The organism is Elusimicrobiota bacterium, assembly GCA_028718185.1.
Classification (GTDB): domain Bacteria; phylum Elusimicrobiota; class UBA8919; order UBA8919; family UBA8919; genus JAQUMH01.
Window position 1 is genome coordinate 763978 of sequence record JAQUMH010000001.1, and the last position, 18862, is coordinate 782839.

The window sequence follows — 18862 nt, forward strand, 5'->3', positions numbered from 1 at the left end:
TTTTAGAGAATACAGTTTTTTGGGACGGAAGGATTTACTATAAAACAGAAAAGCAAAGAGTTTTAAATTCTTTGCTTTTCCTTTTATTATATATCTGATAAATTACTTGCTTGCCGGTGCTGCTGCTGGTGCTGCTGCCGGTGTTTCTGCAGGTGTTTCTGCCGGTTTCGCTTTACATGCTGCAAGAACGATTGATGCAAAAAGCATAATTAGGACTAGTTTCTTCATATTATTCGTCACCCCCTCTTTTTAAGACTGTTCCAATGTTCTTGTGTTCCAACGTTCTAATATTCCTATCTCTTTAACTTGAATATTGTGTAATTATAAAATACTATTGCTGTTTTGTCAAGGGTTTTGTGTGTTTATCTCTCTTGCGATTATATTTTATTTAAAGATATAAGACATATAACTAAATAATCCATCCCGTTACTACGGGCTGTTCATAGGACATTTTTGCAAATGCAAAAAATGGGTTGAATAAAAAAATAATAATTATATAATCTATCCGTTATGATAAAAATCGGGAAAAAGGAAATTCCTTCAAATATACTTATGGCACCTATGGCAGGGTGTACGGATTTGGCGTTTAGGACTACAGTCCGTGAATACGGGGCAAAATTTTGTTTTTTTGAGATGGTGGATGCAATATCCCTGATTATGAAAAGCCCCAGGACATTCAGGATGCTGAAAACTACTCCAAAGGACAATCCAATTGCGGCACAGTTGATTGGCAGTGACCCGGTTAAGATGCTTGATGCCGCTTATATACTTCTGGATACTGTGCCTGATATTGTTTTTCTGGATATCAATGCTGCCTGTCCTGTCAGGAAAGTATTGAAAAAGAAAACCGGCGCCTACCTGATGAAAACACCGGACACCCTTGTTGAAATAATCAAAACATTGTCTAATAAATTACCGATACCAGTAACTATTAAAATAAGGACCGGTTATAGTAAAACTGATTCGGCATTCCTTACAGATTTAGTCAAAAAGATTGAAGATAACGGGGCGTCGGCTATTTTTATACACGGGAGAACCTGCTCTCAAATGTATTCGGGCGAGGTGGATTATACAAGCATTAAGGAAGTAAAAAATTCGGTATCCATACCTGTTTTCGGAAGCGGGAATGTTTTCAACCCGGAACTTGCAAAGAAAATGTTTGATGAAACAAACTGTAACGGTCTATTAGTTGCACGAGGGGCGCTTGGTACTCCGTGGATATTCGAAGATATTGATGATTATTTGAAAACAGGGAAATTTACGGATTCAGAAAAGGATATGGAAAAGAAGGGCCATGCAATGAAAGAGCATATAAAATACATAATTCAATATAAAAAAACTTCAACCAGAGGTAATGCCAGTTTTATAAGAAAGATTATGATGTGGTATACAAAAGGTTTTCCGGATGCAAGAAGTATTCGCGATAAAATCTGCAAAATAAAAACCTACGATGAAGTAGAAGAACTCGTGGGAAAATTGTAAATGAAATAGTTGTCTGCCGTCCGATAACTCGCTGTCATGCTGAACTTGGTTCAGCATCTTAAGTTATCTGTCGTCGAAAGTGAGATTCCGAAACAAGTTCGGAATGACAAAAAACACAATTATCAGACAACCCCCTGTCCCCGATTTTTTAATCAAATTGGTTTTTTGCTGTGAAACCTAAATATTCCTTAATAACATTTATAAAAATATCGCCGTAGGATTTTTGTTTTGCGGTACCTACACCGAAGACGTTAGAAAACTGTTCTATTGTTACCGGTTTTACTGAAGCCATATCAATTAGGGTCTTGTCACTAAAAACAATATATGCGGGGACGCCTTTTTTACGGGCGATTTCAGCACGTTTGGTACGCAGAATTTCAAAGAGTTTTTCATCTATACCTTCCCATTCTTTTAGACGCTTGCTCTTTCGGACTTTTTCTATTTCCTTCTTCTTAATTGCAACAACCGGTTTTGCTAAAACAGGGGCTTTTTCGCCTTTAAGAAGACTGTGTCCCAAATCTGTAATTGCTAAAGTCATAAACTCGCCTTCACGCTGCAAAAAACCCTGGCCGAGAAGTTGTTCTATCATAAACCTGATGTATACTTTAGTTTCGGTATTCATCAGCGAAAAAGTTGAAAGCTTGTCGTGTTCCCAACGTTCAACTGCCGGAGTACGGTCGCCTTGCAATATATCAGTTATGTGACCCGCCCCGAACCTTTCTTTGACGCGTGCGACGCACGATAATATTTTCTGACCTACAGTGAGTGAATCTTCCACCATTTCCACTTCGCCCAGGCAATAATCGCAGGCATTACAATTACCCTTTTCATAAGTCTGTCCAAAATAATTGACAAGATAACGGTGCCGGCAAGTAGGACGAACACAGAAGTTATACATATCCTTAAGTTTTGAAAGCATCACATCTCTATTGGATGTATCCTTGAGCATGTATTCCCACGTTCTATAATCAGCCCCGGAATAAAAAAGCCAGCAGTCGGAACTCAACCCGTCACGACCGGCGCGGCCTGTTTCCTGCTGGTAGTGTTCTATGGATTTTGGCATTGCGGCATGAACAACATAGCGGATATTTGAGCGGTCAATTCCCATACCGAACGCAATGGTAGCGACCATAATATTGACATTCTCCGCGGAAAATTCGTCCTGATTTTGCTTTCGTTGTTTGTCCGGCAAACCGGCATGATATGGCAGGGTTTTGTACCCAAGAGAATTAAGATTACTTGAAATATCGTCTACATCTGTGCGTCTGAGACAATAGATAATACCGGGGTCGTTCGGATATTTTTTTATTACTTTTACTATCTGACCGGTAATGTTACCTGAACGAGGCACTACACGGTAATTGAGGTTGGCACGGTCAATACTGCCGATATAGAGGTGCGGTGCGTTCATATTTAATTGCACAACAATATCTTTTTGTACTTCCTCTGTTGCAGTGGCGGTAAAAGCGTGAATAGCGATATTTTTAAATTCGTTTTTGATGATACCCAGTTGGCGATATTCTGCGCGGAAGTTGTGACCCCAGTGACTGATGCAGTGGGCTTCATCAATGACAAAGAATGAAAGTTTTACGCTTTGTAAAAGGTCCCGCATTTCATCTATCATTAATCGTTCAGGTGAGATATAAAGAAGTTTAAGTGCACCGGATTTTATTTTTTCTGCAACCGCATATTGGCTTTTTGCGGTGAGGCTGGAATTCATGCATTCAGCGGCAATACCCATATCTTTGAGGTCATCCACCTGGTCTTTCATCAAAGATATAAGAGGCGAAATAATAACTGCCATACCGTCAGAAATAAGCGCAGGCAGCTGGAAACAAACAGATTTACCTCCGCCTGTAGGCAGAACAGTAAGAGTATCGTGTTCGTCCATTATAGAAAGAATTGCTTCTTCCTGAAATTCGCGGAAACTGGTATAACCCCAGTACTTGGTTAATGTTTGTAAAATACGGTTTTTCATGCTAATTAGTGGATATAATACTTAGAAGGAAGAGTATTGCCTTCAATACTGATTAAAGAATAAAAAGAAGCCTCTATGGCAAGCTTTCCAAACTCAACTTATACCGTTTTTTGGAAAACGGCAATTTCTAAAAAGAATTTTGTATTCCTAAATTTTATTTTAAGCAGACTTGTCCACTAACCCCACATTCCTGCCTGCCGATAGGCAGGTTTCATCTTCTCCCCTGTGGGGAGAAGAAAGAGTTGAGGGGCAAGTGAACATATGTATTTTTTTAAATATATTTTTCTGAACTGGTTAAAACCAGAACCGTCCCCGATTTTACTCCCGATTTTACCCGCCTCTGTGTCCGCCACCGCCGGTGCGGCTTCTTCCACTACCACGGCTTCCGCCGCTACCGAAACTTCTTCTGCCGCTAAAGTTTCCGCCGCCACCACCACCGAAGTCCCTTTTACCACCGAAATGTCCGCCGCCGCCAAAACCTCTTTTACCGCTATCGCTTTTCGGACGGGCTTCATTTACCGTAAGCGGTTTACCTTTTAAATCCTTGCCGTTCATACCGGCAATCGCCGCTTTAGTCGCATCATCGGTCATCATCTCAACAAAACCAAATCCTCTCGGCTGTTTTGTAAATTTATCACTGATAATATTTACACTTTTTATTTCACCAAAAGACTTGAAAGCTTCCCTTAAATCCTCTTCTGTCACATCGCTTGACAGGTTACCTACATAAATACTCACTCTTCCTCCTCACCCATTCGGGCATTTTAGCAAACCGTTATGGTTTGCTCCTTGCTGATATATTCTACTATTTTATATTTTTTTTGCAACTGTTTTCTTACAAGGTAGGAATTGACAACAAGGAAAACGACAACTTAATGCCGACCAAGGTCGGCAACTACATCAACGTTGTAGTAGCAGAGCTTGCTCTGCCTGCATATTAAAAAGATGGTATAGTGTCGAGACATCCAATAGTGAATTATCATAATACTTGGTTTTATTACAAAAATTAGTATAATTACAGACTATTGCGTTTAGTTAGAATAAATCAATATAATTTTTCCCTCATCTTTCATCTTCTCCCCTGAGGGGAGAAGAAAGAGTTGAGGGGGGAAAAGTCACACAACTACTTTATGATACAAATATTAAATCTTACTAAGTCTTTTGGTGACCAGTTGCTTTACGACAATATAACTTTCAATATCAATAAGAAGGAGAAAATAGGGCTTGTCGGAAGAAACGGGCACGGGAAAACTACGCTCTTCCATTTAATTCTCGGGCATATGACGCCTGATTCAGGTTCTATCTCCATACCCAGAGGGTACAGAATAGGGTATCTTGAACAGCATATAAATTTCACGCAGGATACTGTCCTTAAAGAAGGATGCCTCAGTTTAAGCGAAGATGATAAATATGAAACATGGAAAGTTGAAAAAATTCTTTCCGGTCTTGGTTTTTCAAAAGAAGATATGGACAAACCATGTTCTATTTTTTCAGGAGGATACCAGATAAGGCTGAACCTTGCAAAGGTCCTCGTTTCTCAGCCTGAAATGCTTCTTCTTGATGAACCGAACAACTATCTCGACATTGTGGCGTCAAGGTGGCTTATAGGTTTTCTTAAATCCTGGCAGGGTGAATTAATACTTATTACCCATGACAGGGGATTTATGGACAGTGTTACAACCCATACCATTGGTATACACAGGAAAAAAATTAGAAAAGTAAAAGGTCCTACCGAAAAACTTTATAACCAGCTGGCTGTTGAAGAAGAAGTTTATGAAAAAACACGTTTAAACGAAGAAACTAAACGCGAACAGCTTGAAGTATTTATTGCACGGTTCAAGGCAAAAGCGACAATGGCAAGCCAGGCACAGTCAAAAATCAAACTTCTTGAGAAAATGGAAGAAAAAGAACAGCTGGAAAAAGAAGAGACTCTTGATTTTTCTTTTAAGTCCATTCCTTTTGAAGCCACACAAATGAAAAGTGCTTCAGAAATTACTTTTTCTTACACCGGGGAAGAACCTTACCTGATAAAGAATTTTTCAATAAACATAGGGAAAAAAGAAAGAATATTTGTTATAGGAAAAAACGGCAAAGGGAAGTCAACTCTTTTAAGAATTTTATCCGGGGATTTGCAACCTCTTTCAGGCAGTACAAAAACACATCCTATTTTAAAAACGGGGTATTTTGGCCAGCCTAATTTATTAAAACTGAATCGTGAAAATACCGTCCTAGACGAAATTATGTCCGCTTCACCGGCATGTGCCCTGCAGACTGCCAGAAATATCGCCGGAATGCTTATGTTCAAAGGAGATAATGCTTTAAAAAAAATATCAGTTATTTCCGGCGGAGAAAAAAACAGGGTATTGCTTGGCAAGATAGTAGTTACACCGTGCCAGCTCCTGATGCTGGATGAACCGACCAATCACCTTGATATGGATTCCTGTGCAGCACTGATGGAAGCTATAGATGAATTTGAGGGTTCTGTTATTGTGGTCACTCACGATGAAGCTTTTCTGAAACGGCTGGCAAAAAGACTGGTAATATTTGACAAAGATACAATCAGTCTTTATGAAGGCGGGTATCAGGACTTTCTTGATAATGTCGGATGGAAAGATGAAAGTAATTCCCGCGAAGGAAAACCAAGACTACATTTAAATAATCCGTCGGTTGACAAAAAAACGCTGGGAAAACTTAAAACAAAAAAAACAAAAGAACGCGATAATATACTCAAACCTTTAAGCAGGGAAATAAATGAAATTGAAAAAACAATTGAATCTTTGGAAAATGAATTGAAGGTGAATGACAGTGTTTTGGTAAAGGCTTCTATGGAAAGCGATGTTAAACAGATTACTGATATTTCAAAAAGGAATAGCCATATCAAACAGGAAATCAAGTCACTTTTTGATAAACTCGTAAAATTAACTTCAGAATATGAAACCCGCCAGGAAGAATACAAAAAAATTATTGATGAGATTGTTTGATATCCTTCGGAAAACAATATCTGATTTACGCTACCATCTTTCCTAATTCAATTGCTTTTTCACGGATACCGGTTATTTTCTGTACATCACCAGATACCCCTGCATTAGGAACAAGCAGAGATTTAAATTTCATCCCGGTGTAATCTGCTGTTAAAATAAAGGGCTTCTCAACTGCGTCTAATCCAATGTCTTCGTATGCACTTGCAATTAAAACAAGTGTTTTGTTTTTTAAGCGCGTTTCCATAGTACCGGCTTCATTGTCCCATTTATATAGCGAGAACATTCTGTCAAAGATAAGTTTTATTTGGGCGCTCGCTCCAAAGAAATATAACGGTGTTGCCATTACTATCACATCTACTTCGTTCATTCTAGCAAGGACTGATTTTGCATCGTCATTAATAACACATTCGTATTTATCCAGTTTCTGACATTTCCTGCAAGATGTGCAACCTAAAGATTTATATTTAAGAAATGCGGTATGGACTATTTCAATATCGGCACCTTTTGAGCGGGCACCTTCACTAAACCAATTTACAAGAATTGCAGTGTTACCGTTTTTTTTGGGACTGCCTGAAAGTATCATTATTTTCTTTCCCATAGATTACTCCTGATTTCCTGTAATTTTAATCACAATATATTTTAATGCATTTTTTTCATCCAATCGTGAACAAATTGTTCCGCTTGTTCAGATTTAATTACTTCCAATATTTTTTCAGCGACATACTCAGCAGAATCAGCCGGAGGACGGTTATTATTATCTTCTTCTGTTGACGGAGCTTCATAATTTTTACTCTTTACCATATTTTTATCAAAATCTGTCTTGGTAATATACGGGTATACCACACTGACAATAATTCTATCTTTTGACAACTCTTCACGTGCTGTGAGCGTTAACCCATTTAATGCCCGCTTTGTTGATGAATAGGCGCTCATATCAGGCAGATACATAAGAGCGGTACCTGAACTGATATTCACAATCATACCGCCACCCTGTTTTTTCATAAGGGGTATAACAGACTGCATGGCAACAAGCGGTCCCACTACATTTAATTCAAAAAGTTTCCTAAATTCGTTAATATCGGTATATTCGAGCGGGCAGTCATATCCTCTTCCGGCATTGTTGATGAGAATATCTATTCTCCCAAATTTATCGATAACTTTTTTTATCATTTTACCGATATCGTTTTCTTTGGACATATCTGCAGAAATTGCTGCTGAACCCTGCAGCTCTTTCGATAATATCTCAAGTTTATCTTTAGACCTTGCCACAAGAGCAAGCTTGGCGCCGTGTTTTGCGAGCAGTTTTGCTGTTTCAAGTCCTATCCCTGATGAAGCTCCCGTTACTATTACAACTTTCCCTTTAATATCCATATAAAGCTCCTTTTACTACAAAATTTAATCAAAGAATTCCTCACATCTTGATGCGAAGTTGCAACAACGGTGTCATTCTGGGCATAATAGTCTTTTTGTGTTGTTTTTTTAGAGCTTAAAACTCTAGAAAATCGAAAACTATCGACGAGACTTATATTTTTAACACTTATGAAATTTGTTCGTTTATTGAACCGTTTCAATAAACGAAGTTAATATTACTTGTAAGCTCGTCTATAAATCGTCATTTTTTAGGTTTTTTAACAACATTTTTTGAGTATTATGCCCATTGCGAGAGCCAATTTATTGGCTCGTGGCAATCCCTTCTTCGACGAGCTACATTTTATGAGATTGCTTCGCTAACGCTCGCAATGACATTGCGACACAGTCTGAAGCACCGAGGTAGGTCATTAAACTATCTACAAAAGACTATTTTCTACTGCTTTTATTGCGTCAGCGGCAGAACTTGTTATACCGCCGGTGTATCCCGAGCCTTCGCCTATCGGGTACAGGTTTTTTATATTTACCGATTCATATTTTTTACTTCGTGTAATTTTCAAAGGACAAGAAGTCCTTGTTTCAACACCTAATAATATCGCATGATTTGAAACAAATAACGGATAATCCTCCTTCCATATATTAAATGCGGTTGAAAGCGACTCGCATACAAAACTTGGAAAAATATCATTCATATTAACAGGTGCGACCCCCATTTTAAAAGAATTTTTATTTAATTTTTCTGAAATCCTGCCACTTAAAAAATCCATTAAATTCTGTGCAGGTGCCTCCCATCTTCTACCTCCTGCATTAAAAGCTTTCCGCTCAATTTCCTTTTGGAACTCAACACCGGCTAACGGGTCGGTTGATTTATAATCGTCTGTATGACAGGTTACAACAATTGCTGAATTTGAGAACGCTGATGACCTGCCTGAATAGCTCATTCCGTTTACAACCATCATCCCGTTTTCAGATGAAGCATTTATTACTTCACCCCCGGGACACATGCAGAATGTATTCACACATCTCTTTATTTTTCTATCGTTGTAAGTGAAGGAATAATTAGCTGCTCCTATATTATGGAAGTCCTTATATTTATTCCCATATTTAAAAAGATTAATAATTTCGACCGGATGTTCTACTCTTACACCAACAGAAACCGGCTTCTGTTCAATAGCAATACCTTTTACATTAAGAATATTAAATGTATCTCGCGCAGAATGCCCCACAGCAAGATAGATAATTGAAGACCGGTATTCTTTCTCACCATTTATTACAATACCCGTAACTTTATCACCTGATATAAGCAAATCTGTCATTTTCGAACTATAATATATCTCGCCGCCTCTTTCAAGAATATAATTTCTCATATTCTTAACTATTCCGCATAACACATCCGTTCCCAAATGCGGTTTGTTTACATATCCTATTTCTTCGGATGCGCCAAATTTAATAAAGGTATCCAGTACTTTGTTTATATATTCCGAATTTTTCCCCCTGGAAAACAACTTCCCGTCAGAATATGAACCGGCACCACCTTCGCCAAATTGTATATTTGATTCAGGATTTAACACCCTTTCTTCTATAAATTTCCGAACATCAATAGTCCGTTCTTCTATTTTTTTACCTCTTTCAAATATTAAAGGTTTAATTCCGTAATCAATAAGTTCAAGGGCAGCAAACATACCGGCAGGACCGAAACCTACTACTATAGGTCTATCCTTGATATTTTTTGATTTACTGTCTGCTCTTATTTTCTCGGTATATACGGGAAAGTTCTCTTTGTTATCGAAATTATCAGCAATTCTTACAGCTATCGATATTCTATAATAAAACTGTTCTTTATTACTAATATCAAGCGATTTGCTCAGAATTTTTACAAATTTTATATTTTTTTCGCTAACTATCAATTTTTGTGAAGCAGCTTTTATATATTCATCTATCCCATCTTTCTCAACAGGTATCAGCAAATTATCTATTATTAAATCCAAAAAATATCACCTCTTTTTTTTATTATACATTTTTTTCATAACTTTCCAAGCAATATTAAGCTTTGAATAATTACTTCTACTAATGTTTAAAGATTAAAATATTTTAATTTCTTTTTAATTATATTTTAACTTGAAATATTATATTATTGCAACAGAAATCGGTATCTATCTAACAAGTTAGGCTTGCCAAGGGTCTGGCGACAACTACAAAACTATAATTAAATTGTAGTTTCACGCCCTCGGCGTGATAACATTGAAATTCTTATACATCAAGTTAAGCCCGCCACTGAACCGTCGGCGGGCAGCTACAAACCAATTGATATTGTAGCCGCAGAGCGTTAGCTCTGCTAAAACATTGAAATTTCTATACATCAAGTTAATGCCAACTCCGCCACTAATATTTTGGCGGATCGGCAACTACACTAACATTGTAGTGGCAGACCTTTAGTCTGCCCATATATGGCACGCCAAGGGCGTGCGACTACAAAATTAGTAAATGAGAATAAATTATATGGAGGTGTAATATGGACAATGTATCATTATTTAATTGCATGTTTAAATCGAAGTTGATTGTTTCTGTTTTGGGTTCTTCTGTAATATGTATTCTTTTTTGTTTTAATGCTTCTGCTAAAATAATTACAAAAGATGTGGAATATAAAGACGGTAAAACCGTTTTAGAAGGATTTTTAGCTTACGATGACTCAGTAGAAGGGAAACGACCCGGTGTGTTAATTGTCCATGAGTGGAACGGGTTAGGTTCTTATGTTAAAAACCGTGCTCAACAGATAGCACAACTTGGATATGTAGCTTTTTGTGCAGATATATATGGAAAAGGTATAAGACCAAAAAATACTGAAGAATCGGCTAAACAAGCAGGCATTTACAGAGCCGACCGTATACTAATGAGAAGACGTGTAATACTAGGACTTGAAGAACTTATAAATCAGGAAACAGTTGACCCATCAAGAATAGTAGCAATCGGTTACTGTTTTGGCGGAGGTACAGTACTTGAACTTGCACGTAGTGGTATTGAGATTGCCGGAGTAATCAGTTTTCATGGTAATCTTGATACACCAAACCCGAAAGATTCTAAAAATATAAAAGCAAAAGTCCTCGTATTACAGGGTTCAGAAGACCCTGCTGCTCCACCGGATGCGCGGTTAGCTTTCCAGAAGGAAATGGATGACGCTAACGTTGATTGGCAAATGATAATTTACGGCGGTGCTGTTCACGGTTTTACAAACCCGGCTAATGGAAACGATCCGACTAAAGGTGTTGCATACAACGAAAAGGCAGATAAGCGTTCATGGAATGCAATGGAATTGTTTTTTAATGAAATATTTTCAGGAAAGTGAACTGCTTAATTTATTTAACCGGTTTTTAGTTTCGTTACCGTCACATTTAGCTTTTTGGTCAAGCTTTGTACAATAAAACATATACTTTTCTAATGTTTTATATCTGCAATTTTTATCTCTATCGCTACAAATAAGTTTAAATGTATATTCTTTCATATCAGACCAATCCTCCTAGGTAAAAGTTATACAAACTCTCTATTTCTCAAAAAGTTTTTTGTATTCGCCATAACCCTCTTTTTCCAAGTCTTCTTTCGGAATAAAACGGATAGATGCGGAATTTATACAATATCTGAGACCTGTCGGTTTTGGACCGTCTTCAAATACATGCCCTAAATGTGAATCTCCGGATTTACTACGGACTTCTGTTCTTTCAACCGGTAAACTCTTATCTTCTTTTTTGACAATATTTGAAGACTCTAACGGTTTTGTAAAACTGGGCCACCCGCTACCGGAATCAAACTTGTCAAGTGAACTGAAAAGCGGTTCTCCTGATACTATATCAACATATATTCCTTCCTTTTTATTATTCCAGTACTTATTGTTAAAAGCCGGTTCAGTCCCGCATTGTTGAGTAACATCATACTGAATCGACGTTAATTTTTTCTTTATTTCTTCTTTTGGGATTTTTTTATATTCAGGTTTTTTGACTTTCTTTTCACTTCCCCCATTCTTATTAAGAAATTCATCCCTGCCTGAATTCATCTTGTATATATTATATTGTAGCGGACATTTTTTATAATATTCCTGGTGGTATTTCTCCGCTTTATAAAAAATTGTCGCTTTAATAATTTTTGTCACGATAGGTTTCAAGAATTTACCTGATTTTTGAAGCCTTTCTTTTGATTCTTCTGCCAATTGTTTCTGTTCATCATTAAGATAGAAAATTGCTGTCTGATATTGCGTTCCCCGGTCAACAAATTGACCTCCGGTGTCAGTCGGGTCTATACTTTTCCAAAAAACATCAAGTAGTTCTGAATATGTTATTTTTTGCGGGTCATATATTACTTCAACCGCTTCAAAATGTCCGGTTTTACCAGTACTCACATCCTCATATGTCGGTTTTTCCAAATTACCCCCTGTATAGCCGACACTAACTTCTGATATACCATCCAGTTTTTCAAAAGGCGGCTGCATACACCAGAAACATCCGCCTGCAAAAATAGCTTTTTCCATTTTTTTTGTCTCCTTTTGATTCTGTACGGAACAGCCCAATGTAGTAAGTAAGAATATAACAAATACCAGTAAATAGTTTAAACAGAGATTCTTGTTTTTATTTTTGTTGGTCTCCATGAGCAAATTATAAACATATATTATTAAAACAACATTAAAAAGAAATTAAAATTTCTTAATTTTATAATTCGCAATTATTTTTTTCTATAAATAAGAAAACCGCTTTTATTAGAAACGGCTTTAGAATAGACGCATTAAAGGACTGCATTGCTTATTTACTTCTTCTTTTCATATTTTTTACTTTTTATCATCTTGCCGGATTTATAAGTATCTTTATACATTATTTTTCCGTCTTCATAATACTCCTTATGTGTGCCTTCTAATTGACCATTTTTATATCCCGCTTTTTCCTTTAATTTTCCATTTTCATAATATGTTTTACTTGTACCATTTAATTCATCATCTTTATATTTTACTTTTGACTGGACCTGACCGTTTTCATAATATCTTTTGCTTGTGCCATCCAACTTACCTTTTTTATAGTTTATTTTTCTCTTTAGTTTTCCATTTTCATAATATTCTTTAGTAGTACCGTTCAACTTACCTTCTTTATAATCTGACTCTTCCATTAAATTCCCATTTTCATAGTATGTTTTGATTAAACCTTCTGATTTTCCATTTTTTGTAAAACCCTCTTCCATTAATTTTTCGTTTTCATAGTATAACCTGATTATTCCATCCTGCTTATTATCTTTATAATTAGCTTCCAGAAACAAATGCCCTTCGTTGTTATATTGTTTAACTATTCCATCGGGTATTTTACCGGTCGTTTGAGTATTACCTTTTTCATCAACTATTTCTCTTGCTATTTCATTGCCTTTATCACTATAGATAATTTCTTTTGTATCTTTATTTTCAATAACTCTTCTTACGACTTCTGAAAAAGTTTTAGAAGAAATTAATAATATAAGCAAAAACACAAATATTCTTTTCATATTCACTCTTCCACTTTATCTAAAAAATCCCCATAGTGATAATTCTACTTATATTTTATATTATTTTCAAGAAAAACAAATAAATTTCTTGACAACTTATCGATATTTATCTATAATTTTACTTTAAGAGTTCTATATAACTTAAGATAATCATAAATAGTTGGAAAGAACCAAATCAGAAAAGGAGAAAACAATCATGGACAGATGTAATTGGAAAATTGTAGCGTTATTTTTTTGTTGTTTGGTATTAGCCGGGTGTGCTGCTTCTCAAATTACTTTAAATCCTCAAACAAACATAAAGGAATTCAGGAAAATTGCGGTTGTAGGTCCTAATACTACACCTGAAGTTCTAGTAGCTGCAGGATTATGGGAAGCAGATTTAATGGCCCTGGGTTTTACTGTAGTAGACAGAGGAAATATTGATACTCTTTTGAAAGAACAAGGACTTTCTTTATCAGGAGTAACCAAATCCGAGCAGTCAATGAAGATAGGTAGTTTGCTCGGAGTCGATGGGATACTTTACGTTGACAAAGGTATTTCAGAAAAATTTACAGGGAAATGCGGACAGGTCCACCTGGTAGATGCTAACACCGGGAAAGTTGTTTTTGTGGGTTATCCCACCGATATATATGATTTATATACTCCATTAAGACAAACACTTAAAAAAATGAAATGGGAACACTTTATGAAAAATCCATTTTACACTTCACAATCATACCTCATTGGAAAAGAATATTTAGATGATAGAAATAATATCAGTGTTGACAGATTTAAATATACATGGCCGGAAGATTTTGACCAGGATTCTATCCAGAAAGTTGCTATTTCGCCAAACATAAAACATGATTTAATGGCTGCTCTCATATCGATTGGTTACGATATAATTGAGAGACCCCAGCTTGAAAGAATCCTCAAGGAAGCCGGTCTTTCAGCAACAGGCATAATTTCTTCAGTCGACATGAAAAAAATTAATCAAATTTCAGGGATAGACGGTATGGTTTTCAGCGAGCAAGTCAGAGAAAATATTCCGGGACAGGGATACATCAATTATCATTTCATAAAAATGGTTAAACTTGACACGGGATCGATTGCATGGTCCGTAAGGATCTTCGATTTCAAGCAGCTATCTACCGAGGAAGAAATTAGCGATTTACTAAAAACAATTCATAAGAAAATCAATAAACTTAAGAAGAAAAAATAGATCTTTTTTATATTTTTTTTACTGCCTTGACAAATGCAAGAACTTTGTCGTAGTCCTTACGAGTGGGGGTCCTTTCAACACCCGAACAAACATCTACAGCGTATGGTTCAACTTTTTTTATTGCATCGGATACATTCTCAGGAGTTAAACCGCCGGATAGAAAAACAGGTTTCCCTAACTTTTTTATTTCCACAGCTAAATCCCAGTTAAAAGTTTGCCCGGTACCTCCCAAAACACTTTCTATAAAAGTATCAAGTAAAAAATAATCCACATTTTGGTAATTAGCCATCTGTTCAGTTTGTAAATTATCTCCAATACGAAAAGCTTTTATAATCTGCATCTTGTCTTCCCAAAGTATATTCGCAGGGACAGAACTCACAATTTTTTCTTTAAGTTCGCTGCAATATTCCGGAGTTTCGCTGCCGTGCAACTGAACAAGTCTTAATTTTGCCTTTTTTACAACTTTCAATACCGTTTCAATTTCTTCATCAACAAAAACACCAACCAACTTCACAAATTCCGGCAATGAAGAAGCAATTTTTGCTGCCATACTAATTGAAATTTTACGAGGACTATTTTTATAAAAGTTAAGTCCTATAAAATCTACACCCATATTCGCAGCCCATAAAGCATCCTTATCGTTGGTAACACCACAAATTTTTATTTTTGTCATTTTTTCACCTTCACAACCAAAGAGACTATGCCATAACTCACAATTTGTCATTGCGAGAACCAATTTATTGGTTCGTGGCAATCCCGTCTTCAACAGACTACATTTTATGAGATTGCCCCATGAATGGGATCTTCGACTTCGCTATTGCCTGCCTACCGTCAGGCAGGCTCGCAATGACATTACTACACAGTTTGCTTAGATTTGCTACTGCTTACAAGTTACAATTATATCACCGGGACTTCTTTTAATGCTTTTTTTATTTCCTCATCCGGAAGTTCATAGTCTTGTAATTTTTTATTTAAATACGCATCATAAGCCGATAAATCAAAGTGCCCGTGTCCGGAGAAATTGAAGACTATACATTTTGCTTCATTTTTCTCACGACATCTTATAGCTTCATCAATTACACATTTTATTGCATGTGCAGTTTCCGGTGCCGGCAAAAAACCTTCCGTTTTTGCAAATAAAAGTGCAGATTCAAAAACGGCATTTTGCGGATATGCAACTGCTTCAATAATTTTCTTATTGACAAGCAGTGAAAGAAGCGGAGAATCGCCGTGATATCTTAGACCGCCGGCATGAATTGCCGGTGGAATAAAAGAATGCCCTAACGTATACATTTTCATAAGAGGTGTAAGCTTAGCGACATCACCATAATCATACCTAAAAGGTCCTTTTGTAAGAGTAGGGCATGATGTCGGTTCAACAGCAATCATCCTGATAGGTTTACCTTTAAGTTTTTGCGGTACGAACGGAAAAACAAAACCGCTAAAATTACTTCCTCCGCCGACACAACCAATTAAAATATCCGGTTTTTCACCCGCAATTTTCAACTGTTTTTCAGTTTCAAGTCCGATGATTGTCTGGTGCAGCATCACATGGTTCAAAACACTGCCAAGGGCATATTTTGTATCATTATGTGTCGCTGCATCTTCTACCGCTTCGGAAATTGCAATTCCAAGCGACCCTGGTGAGTTAGGATCTTTTTTCAGAACTTCCCGTCCGGAATTAGTTAAATTGGTCGGTGACGGATAAACCGTTGCACCCCACGTTTGCATCATTATTTTTCTGTAAGGTTTTTGTTCATATGAAACTTTCACCATATAAACGGTACATTCAAGTCCAAACAAATTACAAGCAAATGAAAGTGCGCTTCCCCATTGACCTGCACCTGTTTCAGTTGCCAATCGTTTAACACCTTCCTTTTTGTTGTAATAAGCCTGGGCAACCGCAGTATTCGGTTTATGGCTTCCTGCAGGAGAAATAGATTCATTCTTAAAATATATTCTTGCAGGAGTTTTTAAGAACTTTTCAAGCCGTTTTGCCCTATGCAAAGGTGATGGTCTCCACATTTTATATATATCAATTAATTCGTCAGGTATTTCTATCCATCTTTCTTGAGACACTTCCTGTTTAATCAACTCCATTGGAAAAATAGCCGCTAAATCCTGGGGTCCAATCGGCTTTTTTGTCTGTGGATTAATCGGTGGCGCCAAAGGTTCCGGCAAATCTGCCTGAACGTTATACCATTTCTGGGGCATTTCCTTTTCCGACAAAAAAATCTTTACATCTTCCATAAACCCTCCTTTTAAAATAAGCGACTTAGTCGCAGATTACATACACCCCGAACCGATACTGGTTCAGGGCAGGAATTTCTAAATGAGATTACACAGATGACTAAAAATTGTGTTTTAATCTATAATCTGACTTTTAATCAATGTAATCAAGAGCAAAACCCTAAAATCTAATCAACCGGAAAAAGTTCCGCAATTGATTTAGTAATATTTTGCGACTCCATAAAATGTTGCCCTATCAAAACAGCGTTTACGCCGATTGTTTTTAACATATCTATATCTTCTTTCTTTTTAATCCCGCTTTCAGAAACAACAACTTTATTTTTTGGAATTTTCGGTTTAAGTTTTAAAGTCGTACCTATATCAACTGATAAATCAGCAAGATTCCTATTGTTTATACCGATAATTTCCGCGTCAACTGCAAGGGCAGATTTTAGCTCCTCTTGCGTGTGAATTTCTACGATTACCGATAGATTCAGTTTTTTCGCAATATTCAAAAAATACCTTACTCTTTCCTCGCCCAGAATCGCCATTATCAAAAGAATTGCATCGGCATTAAAATATCTAGACTCGTAAATTTGATACTCGTCAATTATAAAGTCCTTTCTTAAAACGGGAAGCAAAGATGATTGTTTTACGATATTAATATAAGAAATATTACCCTGAAAATACTTTGTTTCCGTAAGGACAGATATTGCATCAACATACGACTCTTCATATTGCTTTGCGATTTTTTTAACGTTAAAATTTTTAACTATCTCCCCTGCAGAAGGCGATGCCTTTTTTATTTCAGCAATCAAATTCAGACGGTCAGGCTTGGATATCGCTAAAGTAAAATCCCTGGGAAGAGATAACTTTTCAATCCCGGACAAAATATTTTTCAGTGGCAGTCGCTTTTTTGCATGTTCAACTTCTAATTTTTTATATTCGACAATCTCACTAAGTATGTTCATTTTGCTGTATGTTTTTTCAGTTCATCCAATTTTCTCAATGCTTTGCCCATATCTATTGACTTTTCTGCAAGTTCAATACCGGCTTTAAAATCTTTTGATTTTCCTGCTGCTGTAAGCACTACTGCTGCATTTAACAAAACGATATCTCTTTTGGGTCCTTTTTTACCTTCGAGAATATCCATTATTATTTTTGCATTTTCTTTTGCATCTCCGCCTGCTATATCTTCAGGTTCAGCTTCTTTTAATCCAAAATCTTTGGGTGTTATAGTATATGTTTTTATTTCACCGTTTTTTAGTTCTGAAACACGTGTTTTGCCTGTAATCGAAATTTCATCAACTGAATCCATACCATGTACGACAAAAGCACTTTTGGAACCGAGATTTTTTAATACAAAAGCAAGCGTTTCTGTTAATTCAGGGGAATAAACTCCTAATACCTGAACATTTGCACCTGCCGGGTTGGTAAGAGGTCCTAAAATATTGAAAATTGTTCTGATGCCTATTTGTCTTCTTGGTCCGATAGCATATTTCATTGCAGAGTGAAGAAGCGGTGCATATAAAAAACCAATCCCGATTTTATTTATACATTCTTCAACCTTTTGGGAAGATATTTCCAGGTTTACTCCAAGTTCTTCAAGGACATCGGCACTTCCGCATTTTGATGAGACAGCACGATTCCCGTGTTTTGCAACTACAACATTACAACCTGCTACTACAAATGCTGTTGCTGTCGACACGTTAAAAGTTTTAGTCTTATCTCCTCCGGTACCACAAGTATCAACAACCGTCTCCCAGTCAATGTTTATCTCGTCCCTGTCAATATCAACGACATGTTTTTGTACGGTGATTTTCGTAGCATGTTCACGCATAACTTTTGCGCAACCGGTTATTTCCTCGACCGTTTCACCTTTCATTCTAAGTGCCGTGATAAACGATGCTATCTGTGCCTCTGTCGTTTGTCCTGTCATTATTTCAGTCATTACTTCTATCGCTTCTTTTTCCGATAAGTTTTCTTTTTGTACAATTTTTGAAATTGCTTCTTTAATCATAACTTCTCCCGAATGATACATCACAAATTGTTTAACGAATGGTCACGAATAAAATCAATCAAAACTTGTGCTGTAGAAAATTTTTCAATAGTTTC

Annotated in this window: 16 protein-coding genes and 1 pseudogene; 4 read left to right on the forward strand and 13 right to left on the reverse strand. The window is 36.6% G+C overall.

Annotated features, from left to right (window positions below):
• Window positions 1-102: 102 nt before the first annotated feature.
• Window positions 103-228 (reverse strand): hypothetical protein, encoded by a 126-nt coding sequence (locus PHE88_03750; GenBank protein MDD5686932.1) that lies wholly within the window; start codon window positions 226-228, stop codon window positions 103-105.
• 282 nt (window positions 229-510) lie between these two features.
• On the opposite strand from PHE88_03750, the gene dusB reads away from it, so the two are divergent.
• The gene (dusB, locus tag PHE88_03755; protein MDD5686933.1) at window positions 511-1482 is read left to right on the forward strand and encodes a tRNA dihydrouridine synthase DusB; all 972 of its coding nucleotides are present in this window, start codon (window positions 511-513) and stop codon (window positions 1480-1482) included.
• 148 nt (window positions 1483-1630) lie between these two features.
• Here dusB and recQ read toward each other — a convergent pair whose 3' ends face one another.
• Window positions 1631-3460 (reverse strand): DNA helicase RecQ, encoded by a 1830-nt coding sequence (gene recQ / locus PHE88_03760; GenBank protein ID MDD5686934.1) that lies wholly within the window; start codon window positions 3458-3460, stop codon window positions 1631-1633.
• A gap of 330 nt (window positions 3461-3790) precedes the next feature.
• On the reverse strand, window positions 3791-4198 hold the full coding sequence (locus tag PHE88_03765; protein ID MDD5686935.1) for an RNA-binding protein: 408 nt from the start codon (window positions 4196-4198) through the stop codon (window positions 3791-3793).
• 392 nt (window positions 4199-4590) lie between these two features.
• Here PHE88_03765 and PHE88_03770 point away from each other — a divergent pair.
• Window positions 4591-6078, forward strand: a pseudogene (locus tag PHE88_03770) (ABC-F family ATP-binding cassette domain-containing protein).
• Window positions 6079-6466: 388 nt separating this feature from the next.
• Here the strand turns inward: PHE88_03770 and PHE88_03775 are convergent.
• The 3 genes from PHE88_03775 to PHE88_03785 form a co-directional block, all read right to left on the reverse strand.
• A complete protein-coding gene (locus PHE88_03775; GenBank protein ID MDD5686936.1) occupies window positions 6467-7039 on the reverse strand; it encodes a flavodoxin family protein in 573 nt (190 codons plus the stop codon).
• Window positions 7040-7080: 41 nt separating this feature from the next.
• Complete coding sequence (locus tag PHE88_03780; GenBank protein MDD5686937.1) at window positions 7081-7812, reverse strand: SDR family NAD(P)-dependent oxidoreductase; 732 nt, start codon at window positions 7810-7812, stop codon at window positions 7081-7083.
• Window positions 7813-8228: 416 nt separating this feature from the next.
• Window positions 8229-9797, reverse strand: coding sequence for a dehydrogenase (locus PHE88_03785; protein ID MDD5686938.1), 1569 nt, complete (start codon window positions 9795-9797; stop codon window positions 8229-8231).
• A 524-nt stretch (window positions 9798-10321) separates the two neighbouring features.
• On the opposite strand from PHE88_03785, the gene PHE88_03790 reads away from it, so the two are divergent.
• Window positions 10322-11152: a dienelactone hydrolase family protein gene (locus PHE88_03790; protein MDD5686939.1), complete on the forward strand. Its 831-nt coding sequence runs from the start codon at window positions 10322-10324 to the stop codon at window positions 11150-11152.
• Here PHE88_03790 and PHE88_03795 read toward each other — a convergent pair.
• The 3 genes from PHE88_03795 to PHE88_03805 form a co-directional block, all read right to left on the reverse strand.
• On the reverse strand, window positions 11141-11308 hold the full coding sequence (locus PHE88_03795; protein MDD5686940.1) for a hypothetical protein: 168 nt from the start codon (window positions 11306-11308) through the stop codon (window positions 11141-11143). The two genes, PHE88_03790 and PHE88_03795, sit on opposite strands and share 12 nt — an antisense overlap.
• 39 nt (window positions 11309-11347) lie before the next feature.
• The gene (gene msrA, locus PHE88_03800) at window positions 11348-12325 is read right to left on the reverse strand and encodes a peptide-methionine (S)-S-oxide reductase MsrA (protein ID MDD5686941.1); all 978 of its coding nucleotides are present in this window, start codon (window positions 12323-12325) and stop codon (window positions 11348-11350) included.
• Window positions 12326-12597: 272 nt separating this feature from the next.
• Window positions 12598-13317, reverse strand: a complete 720-nt coding sequence (locus tag PHE88_03805; protein ID MDD5686942.1) for a toxin-antitoxin system YwqK family antitoxin — start codon at window positions 13315-13317, stop codon at window positions 12598-12600.
• 196 nt (window positions 13318-13513) lie between these two features.
• Here PHE88_03805 and PHE88_03810 point away from each other — a divergent pair, with 196 nt between their 5' ends.
• Window positions 13514-14518 carry a hypothetical protein gene (locus tag PHE88_03810; protein ID MDD5686943.1) on the forward strand — a complete coding sequence of 335 codons (1005 nt, stop codon included), beginning with the start codon at window positions 13514-13516 and terminating at the stop codon, window positions 14516-14518.
• Between the two features lie 7 nt (window positions 14519-14525).
• Here PHE88_03810 and PHE88_03815 read toward each other — a convergent pair whose 3' ends face one another.
• The 4 genes from PHE88_03815 to trpD all read right to left on the reverse strand — a co-directional run bounded on the left by PHE88_03815 (window position 14526) and on the right by trpD (window position 18767).
• Window positions 14526-15191 carry a phosphoribosylanthranilate isomerase gene (locus PHE88_03815; GenBank protein ID MDD5686944.1) on the reverse strand — a complete coding sequence of 222 codons (666 nt, stop codon included), beginning with the start codon at window positions 15189-15191 and terminating at the stop codon, window positions 14526-14528.
• A 224-nt stretch (window positions 15192-15415) separates the two neighbouring features.
• The gene (locus tag PHE88_03820; protein ID MDD5686945.1) at window positions 15416-16768 is read right to left on the reverse strand and encodes a TrpB-like pyridoxal phosphate-dependent enzyme; all 1353 of its coding nucleotides are present in this window, start codon (window positions 16766-16768) and stop codon (window positions 15416-15418) included.
• A gap of 167 nt (window positions 16769-16935) precedes the next feature.
• On the reverse strand, window positions 16936-17718 hold the full coding sequence (gene trpC / locus PHE88_03825) for an indole-3-glycerol phosphate synthase TrpC (protein MDD5686946.1): 783 nt from the start codon (window positions 17716-17718) through the stop codon (window positions 16936-16938).
• Window positions 17715-18767 carry an anthranilate phosphoribosyltransferase gene (gene trpD, locus PHE88_03830; GenBank protein ID MDD5686947.1) on the reverse strand — a complete coding sequence of 351 codons (1053 nt, stop codon included), beginning with the start codon at window positions 18765-18767 and terminating at the stop codon, window positions 17715-17717. The genes trpC and trpD overlap by 4 nt, the downstream gene beginning before the upstream one ends.
• Between the last annotated feature and the right edge of the window lie 95 nt (window positions 18768-18862).